This is a genomic window from Thermus thermamylovorans, from assembly GCF_004307015.1.
GTDB classification, from domain to species: domain Bacteria; phylum Deinococcota; class Deinococci; order Deinococcales; family Thermaceae; genus Thermus; species Thermus thermamylovorans.
The window spans coordinates 45,974-60,858 of record NZ_SIJL01000002.1; the positions used below are offsets into that span (position 1 = coordinate 45,974).

16 protein-coding genes are annotated in these 14,885 nt (G+C 69.0%); 3 read left to right on the plus strand and 13 right to left on the minus strand.

All coding sequences use genetic code 11. The annotated features are described in order from the left end of the window. Window positions 1–5 precede the first annotated feature (5 nt). A complete protein-coding gene (locus tag ETP66_RS01750) occupies window positions 6–656 on the plus strand; it encodes a hypothetical protein (RefSeq protein WP_236630069.1) in 651 nt (216 codons plus the stop codon). Here the strand turns inward: ETP66_RS01750 and lysN are convergent. From lysN to fabF, 3 genes are read right to left on the minus strand one after another with little or no spacing between them, the layout of a single operon-like run. Further along, window positions 639–1,832: a 2-aminoadipate transaminase gene (lysN, locus tag ETP66_RS01755; protein WP_130840042.1), complete on the minus strand. Its 1,194-nt coding sequence runs from the start codon at window positions 1,830–1,832 to the stop codon at window positions 639–641. The genes ETP66_RS01750 and lysN overlap by 18 nt on opposite strands. Window positions 1,833–1,863: 31 nt before the next feature. Continuing rightward, window positions 1,864–3,021, minus strand: coding sequence for a deoxyguanosinetriphosphate triphosphohydrolase (locus ETP66_RS01760; RefSeq protein ID WP_130840044.1), 1,158 nt, complete (start codon window positions 3,019–3,021; stop codon window positions 1,864–1,866). Window positions 3,022–3,023: 2 nt separating this feature from the next. Beyond that, window positions 3,024–4,250, minus strand: coding sequence for a beta-ketoacyl-ACP synthase II (fabF, locus tag ETP66_RS01765; RefSeq protein WP_130840046.1), 1,227 nt, complete (start codon window positions 4,248–4,250; stop codon window positions 3,024–3,026). Window positions 4,251–4,359: 109 nt separating this feature from the next. On the opposite strand from fabF, the gene ETP66_RS01770 reads away from it, so the two are divergent. Next, window positions 4,360–4,938 carry a DUF981 family protein gene (locus tag ETP66_RS01770; protein WP_130840048.1) on the plus strand — a complete coding sequence of 193 codons (579 nt, stop codon included), beginning with the start codon at window positions 4,360–4,362 and terminating at the stop codon, window positions 4,936–4,938. Between the two features lie 53 nt (window positions 4,939–4,991). Here ETP66_RS01770 and acpP read toward each other — a convergent pair whose 3' ends face one another. The 6 genes from acpP to ETP66_RS01800 form a co-directional block, all read right to left on the minus strand. Continuing rightward, a complete protein-coding gene (gene acpP, locus ETP66_RS01775) occupies window positions 4,992–5,234 on the minus strand; it encodes an acyl carrier protein (RefSeq protein WP_130840050.1) in 243 nt (80 codons plus the stop codon). 74 nt (window positions 5,235–5,308) lie between these two features. Further along, window positions 5,309–6,046, minus strand: coding sequence for a 3-oxoacyl-[acyl-carrier-protein] reductase (gene fabG, locus ETP66_RS01780; protein ID WP_130840051.1), 738 nt, complete (start codon window positions 6,044–6,046; stop codon window positions 5,309–5,311). Further along, window positions 6,039–6,956, minus strand: a complete 918-nt coding sequence (gene fabD / locus ETP66_RS01785; protein ID WP_130840053.1) for an ACP S-malonyltransferase — start codon at window positions 6,954–6,956, stop codon at window positions 6,039–6,041. Before fabD ends, fabG begins: the two co-directional genes overlap by 8 nt. After that, the gene (locus ETP66_RS01790) at window positions 6,956–7,924 is read right to left on the minus strand and encodes a beta-ketoacyl-ACP synthase III (protein WP_130840055.1); all 969 of its coding nucleotides are present in this window, start codon (window positions 7,922–7,924) and stop codon (window positions 6,956–6,958) included. The genes fabD and ETP66_RS01790 overlap by 1 nt, the downstream gene beginning before the upstream one ends. A gap of 91 nt (window positions 7,925–8,015) precedes the next feature. Then, window positions 8,016–8,198 carry a 50S ribosomal protein L32 gene (gene rpmF / locus ETP66_RS01795; RefSeq protein ID WP_014515146.1) on the minus strand — a complete coding sequence of 61 codons (183 nt, stop codon included), beginning with the start codon at window positions 8,196–8,198 and terminating at the stop codon, window positions 8,016–8,018. Window positions 8,199–8,253: 55 nt separating this feature from the next. After that, window positions 8,254–8,790: a DUF177 domain-containing protein gene (locus ETP66_RS01800; RefSeq protein WP_130840057.1), complete on the minus strand. Its 537-nt coding sequence runs from the start codon at window positions 8,788–8,790 to the stop codon at window positions 8,254–8,256. Window positions 8,791–8,894: 104 nt separating this feature from the next. On the opposite strand from ETP66_RS01800, the gene rocF reads away from it, so the two are divergent. Next, on the plus strand, window positions 8,895–9,770 hold the full coding sequence (rocF, locus tag ETP66_RS01805) for an arginase (RefSeq protein WP_201738444.1): 876 nt from the start codon (window positions 8,895–8,897) through the stop codon (window positions 9,768–9,770). A 181-nt stretch (window positions 9,771–9,951) separates the two neighbouring features. On the opposite strand, the gene ETP66_RS01810 is transcribed toward rocF, so the two are convergent. From ETP66_RS01810 to nuoL, 4 genes are read right to left on the minus strand one after another with little or no spacing between them, the layout of a single operon-like run. Next, window positions 9,952–10,332 (minus strand): hypothetical protein, encoded by a 381-nt coding sequence (locus tag ETP66_RS01810; protein WP_130840061.1) that lies wholly within the window; start codon window positions 10,330–10,332, stop codon window positions 9,952–9,954. A gap of 48 nt (window positions 10,333–10,380) precedes the next feature. After that, window positions 10,381–11,664: an NADH-quinone oxidoreductase subunit N gene (locus ETP66_RS01815; RefSeq protein WP_130840063.1), complete on the minus strand. Its 1,284-nt coding sequence runs from the start codon at window positions 11,662–11,664 to the stop codon at window positions 10,381–10,383. Then, window positions 11,661–13,070 carry a complex I subunit 4 family protein gene (locus tag ETP66_RS01820; protein WP_130840065.1) on the minus strand — a complete coding sequence of 470 codons (1,410 nt, stop codon included), beginning with the start codon at window positions 13,068–13,070 and terminating at the stop codon, window positions 11,661–11,663. Before ETP66_RS01820 ends, ETP66_RS01815 begins: the two co-directional genes overlap by 4 nt. After that, the gene (nuoL, locus tag ETP66_RS01825) at window positions 13,064–14,884 is read right to left on the minus strand and encodes an NADH-quinone oxidoreductase subunit L (protein WP_130840067.1); all 1,821 of its coding nucleotides are present in this window, start codon (window positions 14,882–14,884) and stop codon (window positions 13,064–13,066) included. Before nuoL ends, ETP66_RS01820 begins: the two co-directional genes overlap by 7 nt. Window position 14,885 lies beyond the last annotated feature (1 nt).

Below are 14,885 nucleotides of genomic sequence, written 5' to 3' on the forward strand. Positions count from 1 at the left end.
AAGATTTGCAGAAGGCGCTCTTGGGGGTTCTCCAGGCTTCTTCTCAAGATAGCGGGCGGCAAAACCCCCTGGCGGGTTACCTGCTGCACAGGCTTCGCTCCCGGCTTCCCCCCTACCTCTGGCCCCACCTGCAGAGGGAAGCCCCGGTACCGGGTCTGGCCCGCGAGAAGTCCTGGGATGTGGGCCTGGTGTATCCCGGGGGGCCTGAGCTTCCCCCAAAGCCTCGACTCCTCCTCTCCCTAAAGTCCATCCTGCGCAACCCGAGCGGCTCCTGGCCTAACCGCCTGGACGACCTGGTGGGGGAGGTTTCCTCCGTTCAGATGCTTTTCCCGGAAGTGGTGGTGGGGTACGTGGTGGTCCTGGACTACGGGGCGCCCACCAAGCGGAAGGGGGTGGAGCAATATCCGGAAGGGGACGAGCTTGCTCCCCTGTACGACCGCTTCAAAGCGGGCCTGAAAGCCCTTTCCCAAAGGCAGCCTCCGCTATGGGCCCAGGGCCTGGTGGAGGGCTACTGGGCCATAGAGGTGGACACCCGAAAGAATCCCCTTCTACGGGACCCTTTGCGGACGGCCCAAGAGGGCGAGGGCTTCCTGGATGCCCTGGTGGAGGCCCTGCGCCAGAGGGAACCCCTGCTCTTCTTAGGCCAGGGCCAGTAGCCCCTTCAAGGCCTTGGCGAGCCGCCTTACCCCCTCGGCGATCCCCTCCGGCCCCAGGGTGGCGTAGGAGAGCCTCAGGGTGTTCTCCCCGCCGCCACCCGCGAAGAAGGGCCCACCCGGCACGAAGGCCACGTCTTGGGCGATGGCCTCCCGGAAGAGGGCCTCGGCGGAAAGCCCCTGGGGAAGCTCCATCCAGACGAACATGCCCCCCTGGGGCCGGGTGTAGCGCACCCCTTCGGGCATCTCCCGGTCCAGGGCCTCCAGCATGGCCTTGGCCTTGGCCCGGTAGGTGGCCCGTATCCTCTCAAGGCGTTCGGGGAAGTCCTCCTGCACCAGGGCGTGCACCAGCATCTGGTTCAGGACCGGGGTGTGCAGGTCCACCCCCTGCTTGGCCTGGGTGAGCTTGAGGATGGCCTCGAGGTGGGCCACGGCGAAGGCCACCCGCAGGCCAGGGGAGAGGATTTTGGAAAAGCTGGAAAGGTAGACCACCCCGGGGTAGCCCGCCTCCCGGGAGAGCTCAAAGAGGCTCGGCAGGCGGCCATCCCCGAAGTAGAGCTCCCGGTAGGCGTCGTCCTCCACCACCACCAAGCCCCCCTCCATAATCATCTCCAGGAGCCGTTCCCGGGCCTTTAGGGGTATGAGGCCCCCCGAGGGGTTCTGGAAGGAGGGGATGAGGTAGAGGAAGCGGGGGCGCTCCCGCTTAAGGACCTCCTCCAAAGCGTCCAGGTCCGGCCCCTTCTCCCCCGCGGGCACCGTGAGGAAACGGGGCCCGTAGGCACGGAAGGCCTGGATGGCCCCCATGTAGCTGGGGGCTTCCAGCAGAACCGGGCTTTCCTCGTCCAGGAAGACCTTGCCCAGGAGGTCCAGGGCCTGCTGGCTTCCCGTGGTGATGAGGACCTCCTCCGGGCTCACCCCAAGCCAGTCCGCTATCCAAGCCCGCAAGGGGAAGTAGCCCTCCGTGGGCCCGTACTGCAGGGCCACCTCCCCCTTCTCCTTTAGGATCGCTGCCGCCTTATGGGCCGCCTCCTCCTTGGGGAAAAGCTCGGGGGCGGGGAGTCCCCCGGCGAAGCTCAGGACTCCGGGGCGCTGGGTTAGCTTTAAAAGCTCGCGGATGGTGGAGGCTTGGATGCGCCTGGCCCCTTCGCCGAAAAGGGTATTCCACTCCAGGGTTTTCACCCGCCCATTTTATCCCTTCCCCCTTGGGCTTTCAGGGGAATAGCCTCCGATAGGCCTCGAGGGCGTACCGGTCCGTCATCCCGGCGACGTAGTCGCACACCGCCCGGTAAAGCCCCTCCTCGGGGATTTGGGCCTGCACCTCCTTGGGCAGGATCTCCGGGTAGCGGGTGTAGGCGGCGAAGAGGCCTTCCAGCACGGCCTCGGCCTTGCGCCGTTCCCTCAGGACCTCGGGGTGGCGGTAGAGCCGCTCCATAAGGAAAGCCTTGAGTTCATGGAGGGCCTTTTCCGCCTCCGGGGTCAAAGAGGCCAGGCGTTCGGGATGCCGGCGCACCGACTCGGCGCTTTGCACCCCTGCGGCCGCCACCTGGGCGTGGGTGGCCCCTATGGCGGCGGCGATGAGGTAGCCCAGGAGCTGGCGCACCAAGACCCGGCGGGAGAGTTCGCTGAAGCGCAGAAAGTCCAGGCCCTCCTCCCGGGCGAGGTCCCGCAGGAGGGGCACCTCCACAAGCCCCTCGGGCCGGAGGAGGCCGCTGCGGAGCCCATCGTCCAGGTCGTGGGCCGCGTAGGCGATGGCGTCCGAGAGGTCCACCACCTGGGCCTCGAGGGTGCCCTTGCCCTCGTACCCCGGCTTGAAGTGGGGGGCGTAGGCCGCCTCGTGGGTGGCGATCCCCTCCAGGACCTCGTGGGTGAGGTTTAGGCCCCTGAAGCCGGGGTAGCGCACCTCCAGCCGGGTGAGGATGCGCAGGGCCTGGGCGTTGTGCTCAAAGCCCCCGTGGTTCTCCATGAGCCCGTGCAGGACCTTTTCCCCCGTGTGGCCGAAGGGGGGGTGGCCCAGGTCGTGGGAGAGGGCGATGGCCTCGGTGAGGTCCTCGTTGAGGCCCAGGGCGCGGGCAATGGAGCGGGATACCTGGGCCACCTCCAGGGTGTGGGTGAGGCGGGTGCGGTAGTAGTCCCCCCCGTAGATGGGCCCTTCGCCCCGGTAGGTGAAGATGGGGAAGACCTGGGTCTTGTACTCCAGGCGGCGGAAGGCGGTGGTGTGCAGGATGCGGTCCCGGTCCTTCTGGTAGGGGGTGCGGTAGGCGGGCTCGGCCTCGGGGTGCTCCCGCCCCCGGGTGTCCCGGGCCCTTTGGGCGTAGGGGGCGAGCCTTTCCGCCTCCAGCTCCAGAAGCCGCTCCCGGGGGAAGAGCATCCCTAGACCCGCCGGAAGAGGAGCACGGCGTTCTGCCCGCCGAAGGCGAAGGAGTTGGAGAGGGCGTAGTCCACCCGGGCCTCCCGGGGTTCGGGCACGAAGTCCAGGTCCAGCTCGGGGTCCGGGTCCTCCAGGTTGGCCGTGGGGGGGATGACCCCGTGGTGGAGGGCCTGCACCGTGGCGATGGCCTCCACCGCCCCGGCTGCCCCCAGGAGGTGGCCGATCATGCTCTTGGTGCTGGAGACCATGAGCTTTTGGGCGTGGGCCCCAAAGACCTCCTTGATGGCCAGGACCTCCGCCCGGTCCCCCACGGGGGTGGAGGTGCCGTGGGCGTTGATGTAGCCCACCGCCTCGGGATTCACCTGGGCGTCCCAGAGGGCCCGGCGCATGGCCAAGGCGGCCCCCTTCCCCTCGGGATGGGGCTCGGTGATGTGGTGGGCGTCCGCGCTCCGGCCAAAGCCCACCACCTCGGCGTAGATGCGGGCCCCCCGCCTCTTTGCGTGCTCGTACTCTTCCAGCACCAGGACCCCGGCCCCTTCCCCCATCACGAACCCGTCCCGGCTCAGGGTGAAGGGACGGCTGGCCTTATGGGGTTCCTCGTTCCGGGTGGAGAGGGCCCGCATCACCGCGAAAGCCCCGATGGCCATGGGGGTGATGGCCGCCTCCGTGCCCCCGGCCAGGACGAGGTCGGCTTCCCCCAGCTGGACCATGCGGAAGGCCTGGCCGATGGCGTCCGAGCCCGTGGCGCAAGCGGTGACCGCGGTGGAGCTGGGTCCCATGAAGCCGTAGCGCATGGCGATGTGGGCCGAGGCCATGTTGGCGATCATCATGGGGATGAAGAAGGGGCTGATGCGGTTTGCGCCCCGTTCCAGGAAGACCTTGCTCTGGGCCTCCCAGGTCTCCATCCCCCCGATGCCCGTGCCCACCAGGGTGCCCACCCGCTCGGGGTCCAGCTCCTCGGGCTTCAGCCCCGCGTCCTCTAGCGCCAGCTCGGCGGCGATGAGGGCGTACTGGACGAAGCGGTCCAGGCGCCTAAGCTCCTTCCTGTCCAGGTAGTCCTCGGGGTTCACCTCCACCTCGGCGGCGATGCGCACCGGAAGGGCCGAGGCGTCGAAGCGGGTGATGGGCCTTACCCCACTTTTGCCCGCAATCTGGGCCCGGTAGAAGGCTTCGGCCCCGATACCGATGGGGGTTAGGGCTCCGAGGCCGGTGACCACCACGCGCCGCATGGGGGTAGTATACCAGGCCTCGGGGGACGGAACGGGCTTCACCCCAGGTACATCCGCCCCTGGCGCCTTGGGACTTTGACCTTTAAAGTGAGTTTGGGAGGTGAAGGGTATGCAGACCTACAACCCCCTGGTCCTGGTCCTGGCCCTGGTGGCGGTAGCGGGGGCTTCCGGGGTGGCCTACCTGCTTCAGGTGGCCCGCGGGCAGGACAGCCCCGCCCTGAGGCGGCAGTACGGTCTCTTCTTCCTGGTGATCGGGGTGCTCTCCTTGGGGGGGTTTGTCCAGCTCCTCTGGACCGAGTGGCACGCCGCCTTCCGGCAGTTCACCGAGCTCTTCGGGGTCACCACCGGGCTTTTCGCCCTGGTGATGATCCTGGCCGGGCTCTACCTGGTCCTGGGCATGGACCTGAAGGCCCTGGCCTGGCCGGGGGTGTTGGTGGGCCTCTTTCTCCTCCAGGGGGCGCGGGCGGTTTTGGACTTCGAGCTCACCCGAAACCCCGCCATGACCTTCCTCCTCTGGCTCAGCGCCGGTCTGGCCAGCATCGGGCTGCTCCTCTACGCCTACCTGGAAGCCTACCGCAAGCCCCTGGCCTACCTGGGGGCCGCGGTCTTGGGGCTCATGACCCTGGCGGCCTTCGTCACCGGGGTGAACGCCTTCTACGGCCACATCGAGGCGGTAGCCAGGAGGTAAGGCCTCCTGGCGGGAAGCGGCTTTGGGGCAGGGCGCTGGCCCTGCCCCTTGGCTTAGCCCAGCTTGCTCTGGATGTAGGCCACCGCGTCCTTGACGGTGCGGATCTTTTCCGCCTCCTCGTCGGAGATCTCCAGGCCGAACTCGTCCTCCAGGCCCATGATGAGCTCCACGGTGTCCAGGCTGTCCGCCCCCAGGTCCTCGATGAAGCGGGCCTCGAGGGTCACCTTCTCCGGCTCCACCTGGAGCTTGTCCGCGATAACCGCTTTGACCTTTTCAAAGACCTCCTGCTCGGTCATGCAAACCTCCCGCAGGGATTGTACCACGCCCCAGGGTTTGGGCCTCTTTCCGGGTATGGGCCGCAAAAGGGGGCTCAGTGGGGGGTGAGCCCCCCGTCCACGCAAAGGGTCTGGCCGGTGATGTAGCCCGCCCCCTCTGAGACCAGAAAGGCCACCGCCTCGGCCACGTCCTCCGGTCGGCCGAAGCGGCCCGCGGGGATGCCCTTGAGGTACGCCTCCCGCACCTCCGGCGGGAGCTTTTCCGTCATCTCGGTTTCTATGAACCCAGGGGCCACGGCGTTCACCGTGATGCCCCTGGCAGCGTACTCCTTGGCCACCGCCCGGGTGAAGCCGATGAGCCCCGCCTTGGAGGCCACGTAGTTGGCCTGGCCCGGGTTGCCCAGGAGGCCCACCACGCTGGCGATGTTCACGATGCGCCCAAAGCGGGCCTTCATCATGAGCTTGACCGCCTCCCGGGTGGTGCGGAAGGCGGCGGAGAGGTTGGCCTCCAGCACCGCCTCCCAGTCCTCGTCCTTCATGCGCACCAGGAGGGTATCCCGGGTGATGCCGGCGTTGTTCACCAGGGTGTCCAGGCCCCCCAGGATCTCCGCCGCCCCGTGCACCAGGGCGCTGGCCGCCTCCGCCTCCAGGAGGTTGGCCCCCAAAAGCCCCACCAGGGGGCTTCCCAGCCTCCTCGCCTCCTCGGCCACCGCCTCGGCCTTCTCCCGGTTCTGGCCGTAGTGGATCACCAGGGCGTAGCCTTCCTGGGCCAGCCTCAGGGCGATGGCCCGGCCGATGCCCCGGCTGGCCCCCGTCACCAGCGCCTTACGCATCCTCCACCTCCAACGCCTTCCGTACCCCTTCCGGGTCCCCCACGGAAAGGGCTTGGGCCTCCTTCAAGGTGCGGGCCACCAGGCCTTTGAGCACCTCCCCGCTCCCGAACTCCAGGAAGCGCCTTAGGCCCCGCCTTTCCATGTCCAAGAGGATCTCCACCCAGCGCACCGGGGCCGTGATCTGTTCCAGCAAGAGGTCCCGGATGCGCTCAGGGTCCTCCTCGGGCCTGGCGGTCGCGTTGGCGTAGACGGGGAAGCGGGGCCTCCTCAGGGCCACCTGGGCCAGGTCCCGGGCCAGGCGCTCCCGGGCCGGGGCCATGAGGGAGGAGTGGAAGGGCGCGGAAACCGGGAGGAAGACAATGCGGGCCCGCCTTTCCCTTAGCCTTTCCGCTGCCTCCTCCACTGCCTCCTTCCTGCCGGAGATCACCGTCTGCTCGGGGCTGTTGAGGTTGGCGATCTCCACGCCCTCTAGCCCCGCCAAAGCCTCCTGGATGGCCTCGAGGGGAAGCTTCAGGATGGCGGCCATGGCCCCTTCCCCGGGGGGTACGGCCTCCTGCATGTACCGCCCCCTGAGGCGCACCAGGCGGAGGGCGTCCTCCAGCTCCAGGGTGCCCGCGGCCACGTGGGCCGTCCATTCCCCTAAGGAGTGCCCGGCGGCCAGGGCGGGTTCCTTCCCCCCTTCTGCCAAAAAGGCCCGGTAGGCGGCGTAGCCCACGGCCAGGAGGGCGGGCTGCTGGTTTTCCGTGAGGGTGAGGGCTTCCTCGGGTCCTTCCCACATGAGCCTTAGGAGGCCCGGCAGGGCGGCCTCGGCCCGGTCCAGCACCTCGCGGGCGGCGGGGAAGGCCTCGTAGAGGGCCTTGCCCATCCCCACCCGCTGGGAGCCTTGGCCCGGGAAAAGCGCCCCGTACATCAGGCCCCTCCCCAGGTGAGGACGGCCGCGGCCCAGGTGAGCCCGGCCCCGAAGGAGACGAGGAGCACGTGGTCCCCCTCCCGGATGCGCCCCGCGTCCACCGCTTCCTTGAGGGCTAAGGGGATGGAGGCGGTGGAGGTGTTGCCGTAGCGGTCCACGTTCACCACCACCCGCTCCCAGGGGAGGCCCAGGCGCTCCCGGGCGGCGTCGATGATGCGCAGGTTCGCCTGATGGGGCACGAAAACCTTGATGTCCTCCGGGGTGAGGCCCGCCCGCTCGATGGCCTCCAGGGTGGCGGTGTTCATCACCCGCACCGCGAACTTGAAGACCTCCCGGCCGTTCATGTGGAGGCGGTTGCGCATGGAGGTGCCGTCGGGCAGGCGCGGGGCCACGCAGGCGTGGAAAAGCTCCTTGGCCCCGGTGCCGTCGGCTCCCAGGACGAAGGATTTGAAGCCGAAGCCCTCCCGCACCCTTCCCACCACCGCCGCGCCCCCCGCGTCCCCGAAGAGGACCGCGGTGGCCCGGTCGTTCCAGTCCAGGATCTTGGAAAGGGCCTCCGCCCCCACCACCAGCACCTTGCGGGCCAGGCCCGCCTCCACCAGGGCGTGGGCCTGGGCTAGGCCGTAAAGCCACCCCGGGCATCCCGCCAGAAGGTCGTAGGCGAAGGCGTTAAGACCGAAGCGGGCCTGCACCAGGGCGGCGGTGTCGGGGAAGAGGGCGTCGGGGGTGTTGGTGGCCACGATGACCCCCTCCACCCCTTCCAGGGCCCCCGGGTGCCTGGCGAGGAGGTCCTCCACCGCCCGGAAGGCCAGGTCCGAGGTGTACTCGTCCTCGGCGGCGATGCGCCTTTCCTTGATGCCGGTCCGGGTCACGATCCACTCGTCGGAGGTGTCCAGGTAGGCCTCGAACTCCTCGTTGCCCATGACCCTCTGGGGCGCGTAGGCCCCCAGGGCTAGAACGCCACTCATCTCCGACCTCCCGTCATGGGCTCCACTATACCCACCAAAAAGGGAAAAAGTTGAGGCCCCATAGCCTGGGGCCCTGGGGTTTTGACCCGGTCTAGACTTCCAGCACCTTGCGCCCGTCGTAGTAGCCGCACTCGGGACAGACGGTGTGGGGGGGCCTCATGGCCTTGCACTCTGGGCAGGGGACCAGGGTCGGGGGGGTGAGGGCGTGGTGGCTCCTGCGGGCATCGCGCCGCGCCTTCGAGGTCTTCTTCTTGGGTACAGGGTGCTTGGCCATCTCCAGTCCTCCAGGGGGGTACCCCCGCTAAACCCCTGGTAGTATAGCAGAACCGCTAGAGTTCGGGAAGGAGGTTCTTGAGGCCCAAGAGGGGGTGGTGCGCCTCCACCTCGTGGCCGCAGTCCACCCGGTTGCGGTCGGCGCCGCACACCGGGCACAGCCCCTTGCACCCCTCCTCGCACAGCACGGTGTAGGGCAGCTCTGTCACGAAGGCTTCGGTGAGAAAGGGGAGGAGGTCCAGGTCGGGTTCACCGAAGGCGTAGTACTCGTCTTCGCCTTCCTCGTGGAAGCTCAGCTCCTCTAGCCCTGGCTGGTAACGGAGGAGGTGCTGGAAGTGGGCGTGGACCCGAGTAGGGGTGGGCTTGAGGCAGCGGCGGCACTCCATGAGGGCCACCCCCTCCACCTCACCGGAAAGCCAGTACTCCTCCCCTCCCACCGAGGAGACGGCCACGCGCCAGGAGGCCTCGCCCTCCAGGGGAAACCGTTCCTGCCCCACGGAAAAGGCTTCCAGCACCACCCCGGAGGCGCGGGCGGTGCCCCCCTCCCTTAGTAGGCGGGCCAGGTTGATGCTTGCCACCTCGCGGTATGCCATCCTTTTGAGTATAGCCCGGCGAGGCGGCTTTGGCCAGGGCTTTCCCCGCGGTCCTGGGTTGGCTGCATAAACTTCTCCGGCGCCGCATAGGCCTTTCTGCTACCATGCCCTGCGTGGAGCGGATTGCCGTCATCGGCGTGCCCATGGATCTGGGCGCGGGGCGACGGGGGGTGGACATGGGGCCTTCCGCCCTGCGCTACGCCCGGCTCCTGGAGGAACTGGAGGCTTTGGGATACGAGGTGGAGGACCTGGGGGATGTGCCCGTGTCCCCAGCGGAGGTCCTGCGCCGCCAGAAAGGGGATTATCTGGAACAGGTCCGCCAGGCGGCCCTGGCGCTCAAGGAGCGCCTCGCTGCTCTGCCCCAGGAGGTGCTGCCCGTCGTCTTGGGGGGAGACCACTCCCTCGCCATGGGCTCCGTGTCCGGGGTGGCCCGGGGCCGGGTGGGGGTTGTCTGGGTGGACGCCCACGGGGACTTCAACACCCTCGAGACCAGCCCCTCGGGCAACATCCACGGGATGCCCCTGGCGGTCCTCTGCGGCCTCGGCCACCCCAGGCTCACGGAGGCCTTCCGGGCGGTGGAGCCTGAGGACGTGGTCTTGATCGGCGTGCGGAGCCTGGACCCTGGGGAAAAACGTCTCCTCAGGGAGGCGGGGGTTTCCATCTACACCATGCACCAGGTGGACCGGCTGGGGGTGGCGAGGATCGCCGAGGAGGTCCTGGAAAGGCTCGAGGGCCTGCCCCTCCACGTTTCCCTGGACGCGGACGTCCTGGACCCCGCCCTCGCCCCGGGGGTGGGCACCCCGGTGCCCGGGGGCCTCACCTACCGGGAGGCCCACCTCCTCATGGAGATCCTGGCCCAGTCCGGCCGGGTGCGGAGCCTGGACCTGGTGGAGGTGAACCCCGTCTTGGACGAGAGAAACCGCACCGCGGAGATGATGGTGGGCCTGGCCTCGAGCCTCCTGGGGAAGCGCATCCTCTAGGCGTCCGCGCGCAGACGTTGCCTCGCGGGGTGAAAGGCCCCGCCCACGGCCTTCTTGGGGCCCCTGCGGTGGCGCAAGCCCAAGTGCCTGTGCACCAAGGTTGCCCCATGGGTAAAGGCTCGGGTGGCTTTTCCATGGGTTTTCTAGGGCCCCCGTCGTGGCGCAAGCCACGACGGGGTGCTTAGGAGATCCCGCGCCGCAGGCGCCAGCCCAGGGCCTGGCCCCGCAGGTAGGCGGGCAGGAGCTCCGGATAGTCCGGCCCTGACCGGCGGCGGAGGAGGGGTTCCAGGGCGCTTCGGGCCCACTCGCTCACCAGGACGGGGAAGTCCACCCCCGTCTCCAGGAAGTGCGCCTCCGCCTCCCGCCAGGCCCCTTCCGCCCGGCGGAAGAGGGCCGCAAGGTCCTTGGGCGGAGGGGCTTCCGGCCAGAGGAAGCCGCTCACCACCCCCAGCAGCCAGGCCCCCCGCAGGCGCTGGGGAAGGGCCTGGGCCCCCTGGGCCACGTAGGCCAGGGGGTCTTTGCGCAGGAGCTCCTGGGGCAGGTGGGCCAGGGGGTCGTCCACCGCTTGGCCTTACTCTAGACCCCCTACGGGGCTACGGGCAAGGGGGCCTCAGCTCCCCGCCGCCAGGGCGGGCAGGACCAGGCCGGGAACGAGGCCCAAGAAAAGGAGGAGCAGGGCGGCCAGGAGGGCCGCGCTCCGGGCCCAGGGCCGGGGGGCGGCCTCCGCCTGTCCCCTTTGGAACACGGCGAGCCCCAGGCCCAGGTAGTAGTAGGCGCTCACCGCGCTGGTGAGGAGGGCCAGGACCAAAAGCCCCCACTGCCCTGCCTGGGCGGCCTCGAGGAAGACCAGGTACTTGCCCCAGAAGCCCGCCAGGGGAGGGAGGCCCAGGAGGGAGAGGGCGGCCACGAAGAGGGCGAGGCCCAAAAGGGGATCGCGGTGGAAGAGGCCCCGGAGGCTTTCCAGGGGCACCCGGTCCGGGGAGACCTCGGAGAGCACGGCGAAGGCCAGGCCCGTGGCCAGGACGTAGGTGAGGAGGTAGAAGCCCAGGGCCTCCAGGCTGCCCGTGTAGAGGGCCAGGGCCATGTAACCCGCGTGGGCGATGGAGGAGTAGGCGAGGAGCCTCTTGGCCTCCTTCTGGAGGAGGGCCGCCAGGTTGCCGATGAGAACCGAGAGGGCGATGAGTAGGCCCAGGGCCTCGGGGGCCCCCGGGGCCACCACCCGCAAAAGCGCCGCGAAGGCGGCCGCCTTCACCCCGGTGGCCATGAAGAGGACCACCGGGGTGGGGCTCCCCTGGTACACGTCCGGGGTCCAGAAGTGGAAGGGGGCCAGGGCCACCTTGAAGCCAAGGCCCACCAGGAGAAGGCCCAGGGCCAGGGCGTAGAGGGGCCCCTCCCCTGCCACCCCCACCTCCAGGCTCCCCGTGGTCCCGAAGTGGAGGGCGGCCCCGTACAGGAAGAAGGCCGCGGCCAAAGCACCCAGGAGGAAGTACTTGAGGGCCGCCTCCAGCCCCAGCCCCCGCCGCCAGGTGGCGAGGGCGTAGAGGGGCAGGGAGAGGGTTTCCAGGGCCACCAGCATCAGGATCAGGTTTTGGGTGGAGGCCAGGAGGTGCATCCCGGTGGCGGCGTAGAGCACCAGGAGGTAGAACTCGAAACGCCGGCTGCGCACCAGCCCCACCGTCCAAAGGGCCCCCAGGAGGGCCAAGAGGGTGAAGACCTGGGAGACGCCGTCCACCCGGTAAGGGCCGAAGGCGAAGCCCTCCCCCCAGGTGAGGAGGAGGGAGAGGAGGGCCAGGACGAGGCCCAGGAGGGTAAGGCCCCTAAGGGCCGAAGGGGAGACAAGGAAGCCCAGCAGGGTTAGCCCCACGGAAAAAGCGGCCAGGACCAGGAGGGTCATGCCCCACCTCCGAGGATTCTAGCGAAGGCCTCCGCCAGGGGCTCGAGGCCTTTCAGGAAAAACCCGGGGAAGACTCCCATGAGGAAGAGGGCGGCTACCGCCAGGAGTGCGAAGGGCCACTCCGCCCCCTTGAGATCCTCCATCCGCCACTCCCCCTTCTCCCAGAAGACCCTCTGGAAGGCGGTGAGGGCGTAGGCCGCCCCGGCGATCACCGAGAGGAAGGCCAGGGCCGCAAGCCAGGGGCTGGCCTTGTAGGCGCCCAAGAGGACCAAAAGCTCCCCCGGGAAGCCGGAAAGCCCCGGGAGCCCGATCATGGCCAGGAGGAGGAAGAGGGCCAGGGCGGCTAGGCCAGGGGCGCTGGCCGCCAGGCCCCGGTAGCGGCCGATCTCCAGGGTGCCCACCCGCTCGTGGACCCTTCCCGCCAGGAGGAAAAGCCCCCCGGTGTAAATCCCGCTCGCCGCCAGGAGGTAAAGCCCCCCCAGGGCCCCCTCCGGGGTCCCGGAGAAGACCCCCAAGGCGGCGATCCCCATGTGGGAGACCCCGGCGTAGGCCAGGAGGGTCTTGAAGTCCCGGGCGGCGAAGGCCAGCCAGGCCCCGTAGAGGGCCCCTGCCGCCGCCAGGAGGAGGAGGAGCCCCTGCAGGGCGTAGAAGCCCTCAGGGGCCAGGGGGATGGCGAAGCGGAAGAAGGCGAAGACCCCCACCTTGTAGAGGGTGCCCAGGGCGTCCGCGAGCCCCGAGGGGTGGTTCTCCCGGTGGAAGAGAGGCAGCCAGGCGTGCACGGGGAAGAGGGGGGTCTTCACCGCAAAGGCCAGGGCGAAGCCCAGGAAAACCCAGAAGGCTGCGGTCCCCTCCACGGGGTGGGCCAGGAGGTCCTCCAGGAGAAAGGTGGGGCTTCCCCCCAGGACCCGGAGGGCCAGGACGGCGGCCAGCATGGGCAAGGAGCCCGCTAGGGTGAAGAGGAGGAAGGTGTAGATGGCCCGCACCCGCCCCTCTCCCCCGTAGAAGTACAGCATGAGGAGGGCGGGGATCAGGGCGGCCTCGAAGAGGAGGTAGAAGGCCAGGAGATCCCGGGCGGCGAAGAGGCCCAGGAGGAGGCCGGACATCAGGAGGGCCAGCCCCAAAAACCGCCCCTCCACCCGGGCCACCAGGGCCCCCAGGAAGACGGTGAGGCCGATGGTGAGGAAGAAGAGGGCGGAGAGCCCGTCCAGGCCGAAGGCCCAGTAGACCCCGGCCTGGGGCAGGAGGGGAGCCTGCACCTCGTAGGCCACCCCGCCCGGGTGGGCCAGGAAGAGGTAGAGGTTGAGGAGAAAGCTCAAGGCCGCCCCCCAGACCCCCAGGACCCGGGGCAGGCCCAGGAGGAGGAGGAGGCCGAAGAGGATCGGCAGGAGAATGGCCAGCGCTACCACCGCATCACCCCCAGGAGGATCAGGACCCCCAGCACGAAGAGCAGGGCGTAGACCCTGAGGTAGCCCGCCTGCAGCCGGGCCAGCCCCTGGCCCAGGCGTCCCACCGCCCCGCCCAGGCCGAAGTAGCCCCTGAGGAGGCCCCCATCCCCGTGGAGGAGGGCCTCGGCCAGGGCCTTCAGGGGATTCACCAGCAGGGCGTTGTAGAGCCGGTCGGCGTAAAAGCCCTCTCGGCTCCAGGCCTCAAAGGAGAGGTACCAGCCGGGGAGGATCTTCCGGCTGAAGAAGCGGTAGCCCAGGTAGAGCCCTAGGAGAGCCACCAGGCCGGCCAGGGCGATCAGGGCCCACTCCAGGGCCAGGGGCAGGTGCTCGTAGGCCACCTCCGCCAGGGCGGGCTTCAGGAAGGGGTAGAGCCCGTTGGGCAGGGGATGGGGAAGGGCCAGGTACCCCGCCACCACCGCTCCCAGGGCCAGGAGGTGGTTGGGCCAGACCATGACGGGGGGCGCCTCGTGGGGGTGGGGGTGGCCCCTTTCCTCCCCCAGGAAGACCAGCACGAACCAGCGCATGGCGTACAGAGCGGTGAGGAAGGCCACCAGAAGGGCCCCCAGGTAGAAGCCCACCCCGCCGAAGGGGTGGGTGAGGGTGGCGGCGAGGATGGCGTCTTTGGAAAAGAAGCCCGAGAGGAAGGGAAGCCCCCCCAGGGCCAGGGCCCCGATGAGGCCATGCCAGCGGGTGTAGGGGAGGTGTTTCCAGAGCCCCCCCATCCGGCGCACGTCCTGTTCCCCGCCCAGGGCGTGGATCACGCTCCCCGAGGCCAGGAAGAGGAGGGCCTTGAAGAAGGCGTGGGTGTAGACGTGGAAGAGGGCCACCCAGTAGGCCCCCACCCCCGCGGCCAGGAACATGTACCCCAGCTGGCTGATGGTCGAGTAGGCCACGATCCGCTTGATATCGTTCTGGCCGAAGGCGGCGAGGGCCCCGTAGGCTGCGGTGAGGAGGCCCACCACCGCGATGGCGTAGGAGACCTCGGGCAGGTTGGCGAAGAGGAAGGAGCTCCGGGCCAGGAGGTAGACCCCGGCGGTGACCATGGTGGCCGCGTGGATGAGGGCAGAAACGGGGGTGGGGCCGGCCATGGCGTCGGGGAGCCAGACCATGAGGGGCACCTGGGCGCTTTTGCCGATGGCCCCCAGGAAGAGGAGGAGGGCGGCCAGGGCCAGGAGGCTGGGGTTCCTCAAGGGGCCTTCCAGGGCCTCGCGGAGCTCGCTGATGGAAAGCGTCCCGTAAAGCGTCCAGAGGATGGCCATCCCCAGCAGGAAGCCCAGGTCCCCGATGCGGTTCACGATGAAGGCCTTGCGGGCGGAATCCGCGTACTGGGCGTTTTGGTACCAGAAGCCGATGAGGAGGAAGCTGGCCAGGCCTACCCCCTCCCAGCCGATGAACATCACCGGGTAGCTGTCGGCCAGGACCAGGAGGAGCATCATGGCGATGAAGAGGTTGAAGTAGGCGAAGAAGCGGCTATAGCCCGGGTCCCCGTGCATGTAGCCGATGGCGTAGACGTGGATGAGGAAGCCCACCCCGGTGACCACGAGGAGCATGAAGCCGGAGAGGTTGTCCAAGAGGAGGCTGAAGGGGAGGCCGGGAAGCCACCCCACCTCGTAGCGGGCCCCGCCCTGGAGGAGGAGGGCCGCCCCCAGGAGGAAGGAGGCCAGGACCAGGCCCGAAGCGATGACCCCGGGCAAGGGCTCCCGCATCCACCTGCCGAAAAGCCCCAGGAGGGCGAACCCCAACAGGGGAAGGAGGATGGTCAAGAGCAGGGCCATG

Coding starts and splice junctions, on each gene's coding strand:
- nuoL (WP_130840067.1), bottom strand. CDS start 14,884: ATGGCCCTGCTCTTGACCATCCTCCTTCCCCTGTTGGGGTTCGCCCTC.
- ETP66_RS01815 (WP_130840063.1), bottom strand. CDS start 11,664: ATGACCCTCCTGGTCCTGGCCGCTTTTTCCGTGGGGCTAACCCTGCTG.
- fabD (WP_130840053.1), bottom strand. CDS start 6,956: ATGTACGGGGCGCTTTTCCCGGGCCAAGGCTCCCAGCGGGTGGGGATG.
- ETP66_RS01770 (WP_130840048.1), top strand. CDS start 4,360: ATGCAGACCTACAACCCCCTGGTCCTGGTCCTGGCCCTGGTGGCGGTA.
- acpP (WP_130840050.1), bottom strand. CDS start 5,234: ATGACCGAGCAGGAGGTCTTTGAAAAGGTCAAAGCGGTTATCGCGGAC.
- ETP66_RS01800 (WP_130840057.1), bottom strand. CDS start 8,790: ATGGCATACCGCGAGGTGGCAAGCATCAACCTGGCCCGCCTACTAAGG.
- rpmF (WP_014515146.1), bottom strand. CDS start 8,198: ATGGCCAAGCACCCTGTACCCAAGAAGAAGACCTCGAAGGCGCGGCGC.
- fabF (WP_130840046.1), bottom strand. CDS start 4,250: ATGCGGCGCGTGGTGGTCACCGGCCTCGGAGCCCTAACCCCCATCGGT.
- ETP66_RS01790 (WP_130840055.1), bottom strand. CDS start 7,924: ATGAGTGGCGTTCTAGCCCTGGGGGCCTACGCGCCCCAGAGGGTCATG.
- ETP66_RS01760 (WP_130840044.1), bottom strand. CDS start 3,021: ATGCTCTTCCCCCGGGAGCGGCTTCTGGAGCTGGAGGCGGAAAGGCTC.
- rocF (WP_201738444.1), top strand. CDS start 8,895: ATGCCCTGCGTGGAGCGGATTGCCGTCATCGGCGTGCCCATGGATCTG.
- fabG (WP_130840051.1), bottom strand. CDS start 6,046: ATGCGTAAGGCGCTGGTGACGGGGGCCAGCCGGGGCATCGGCCGGGCC.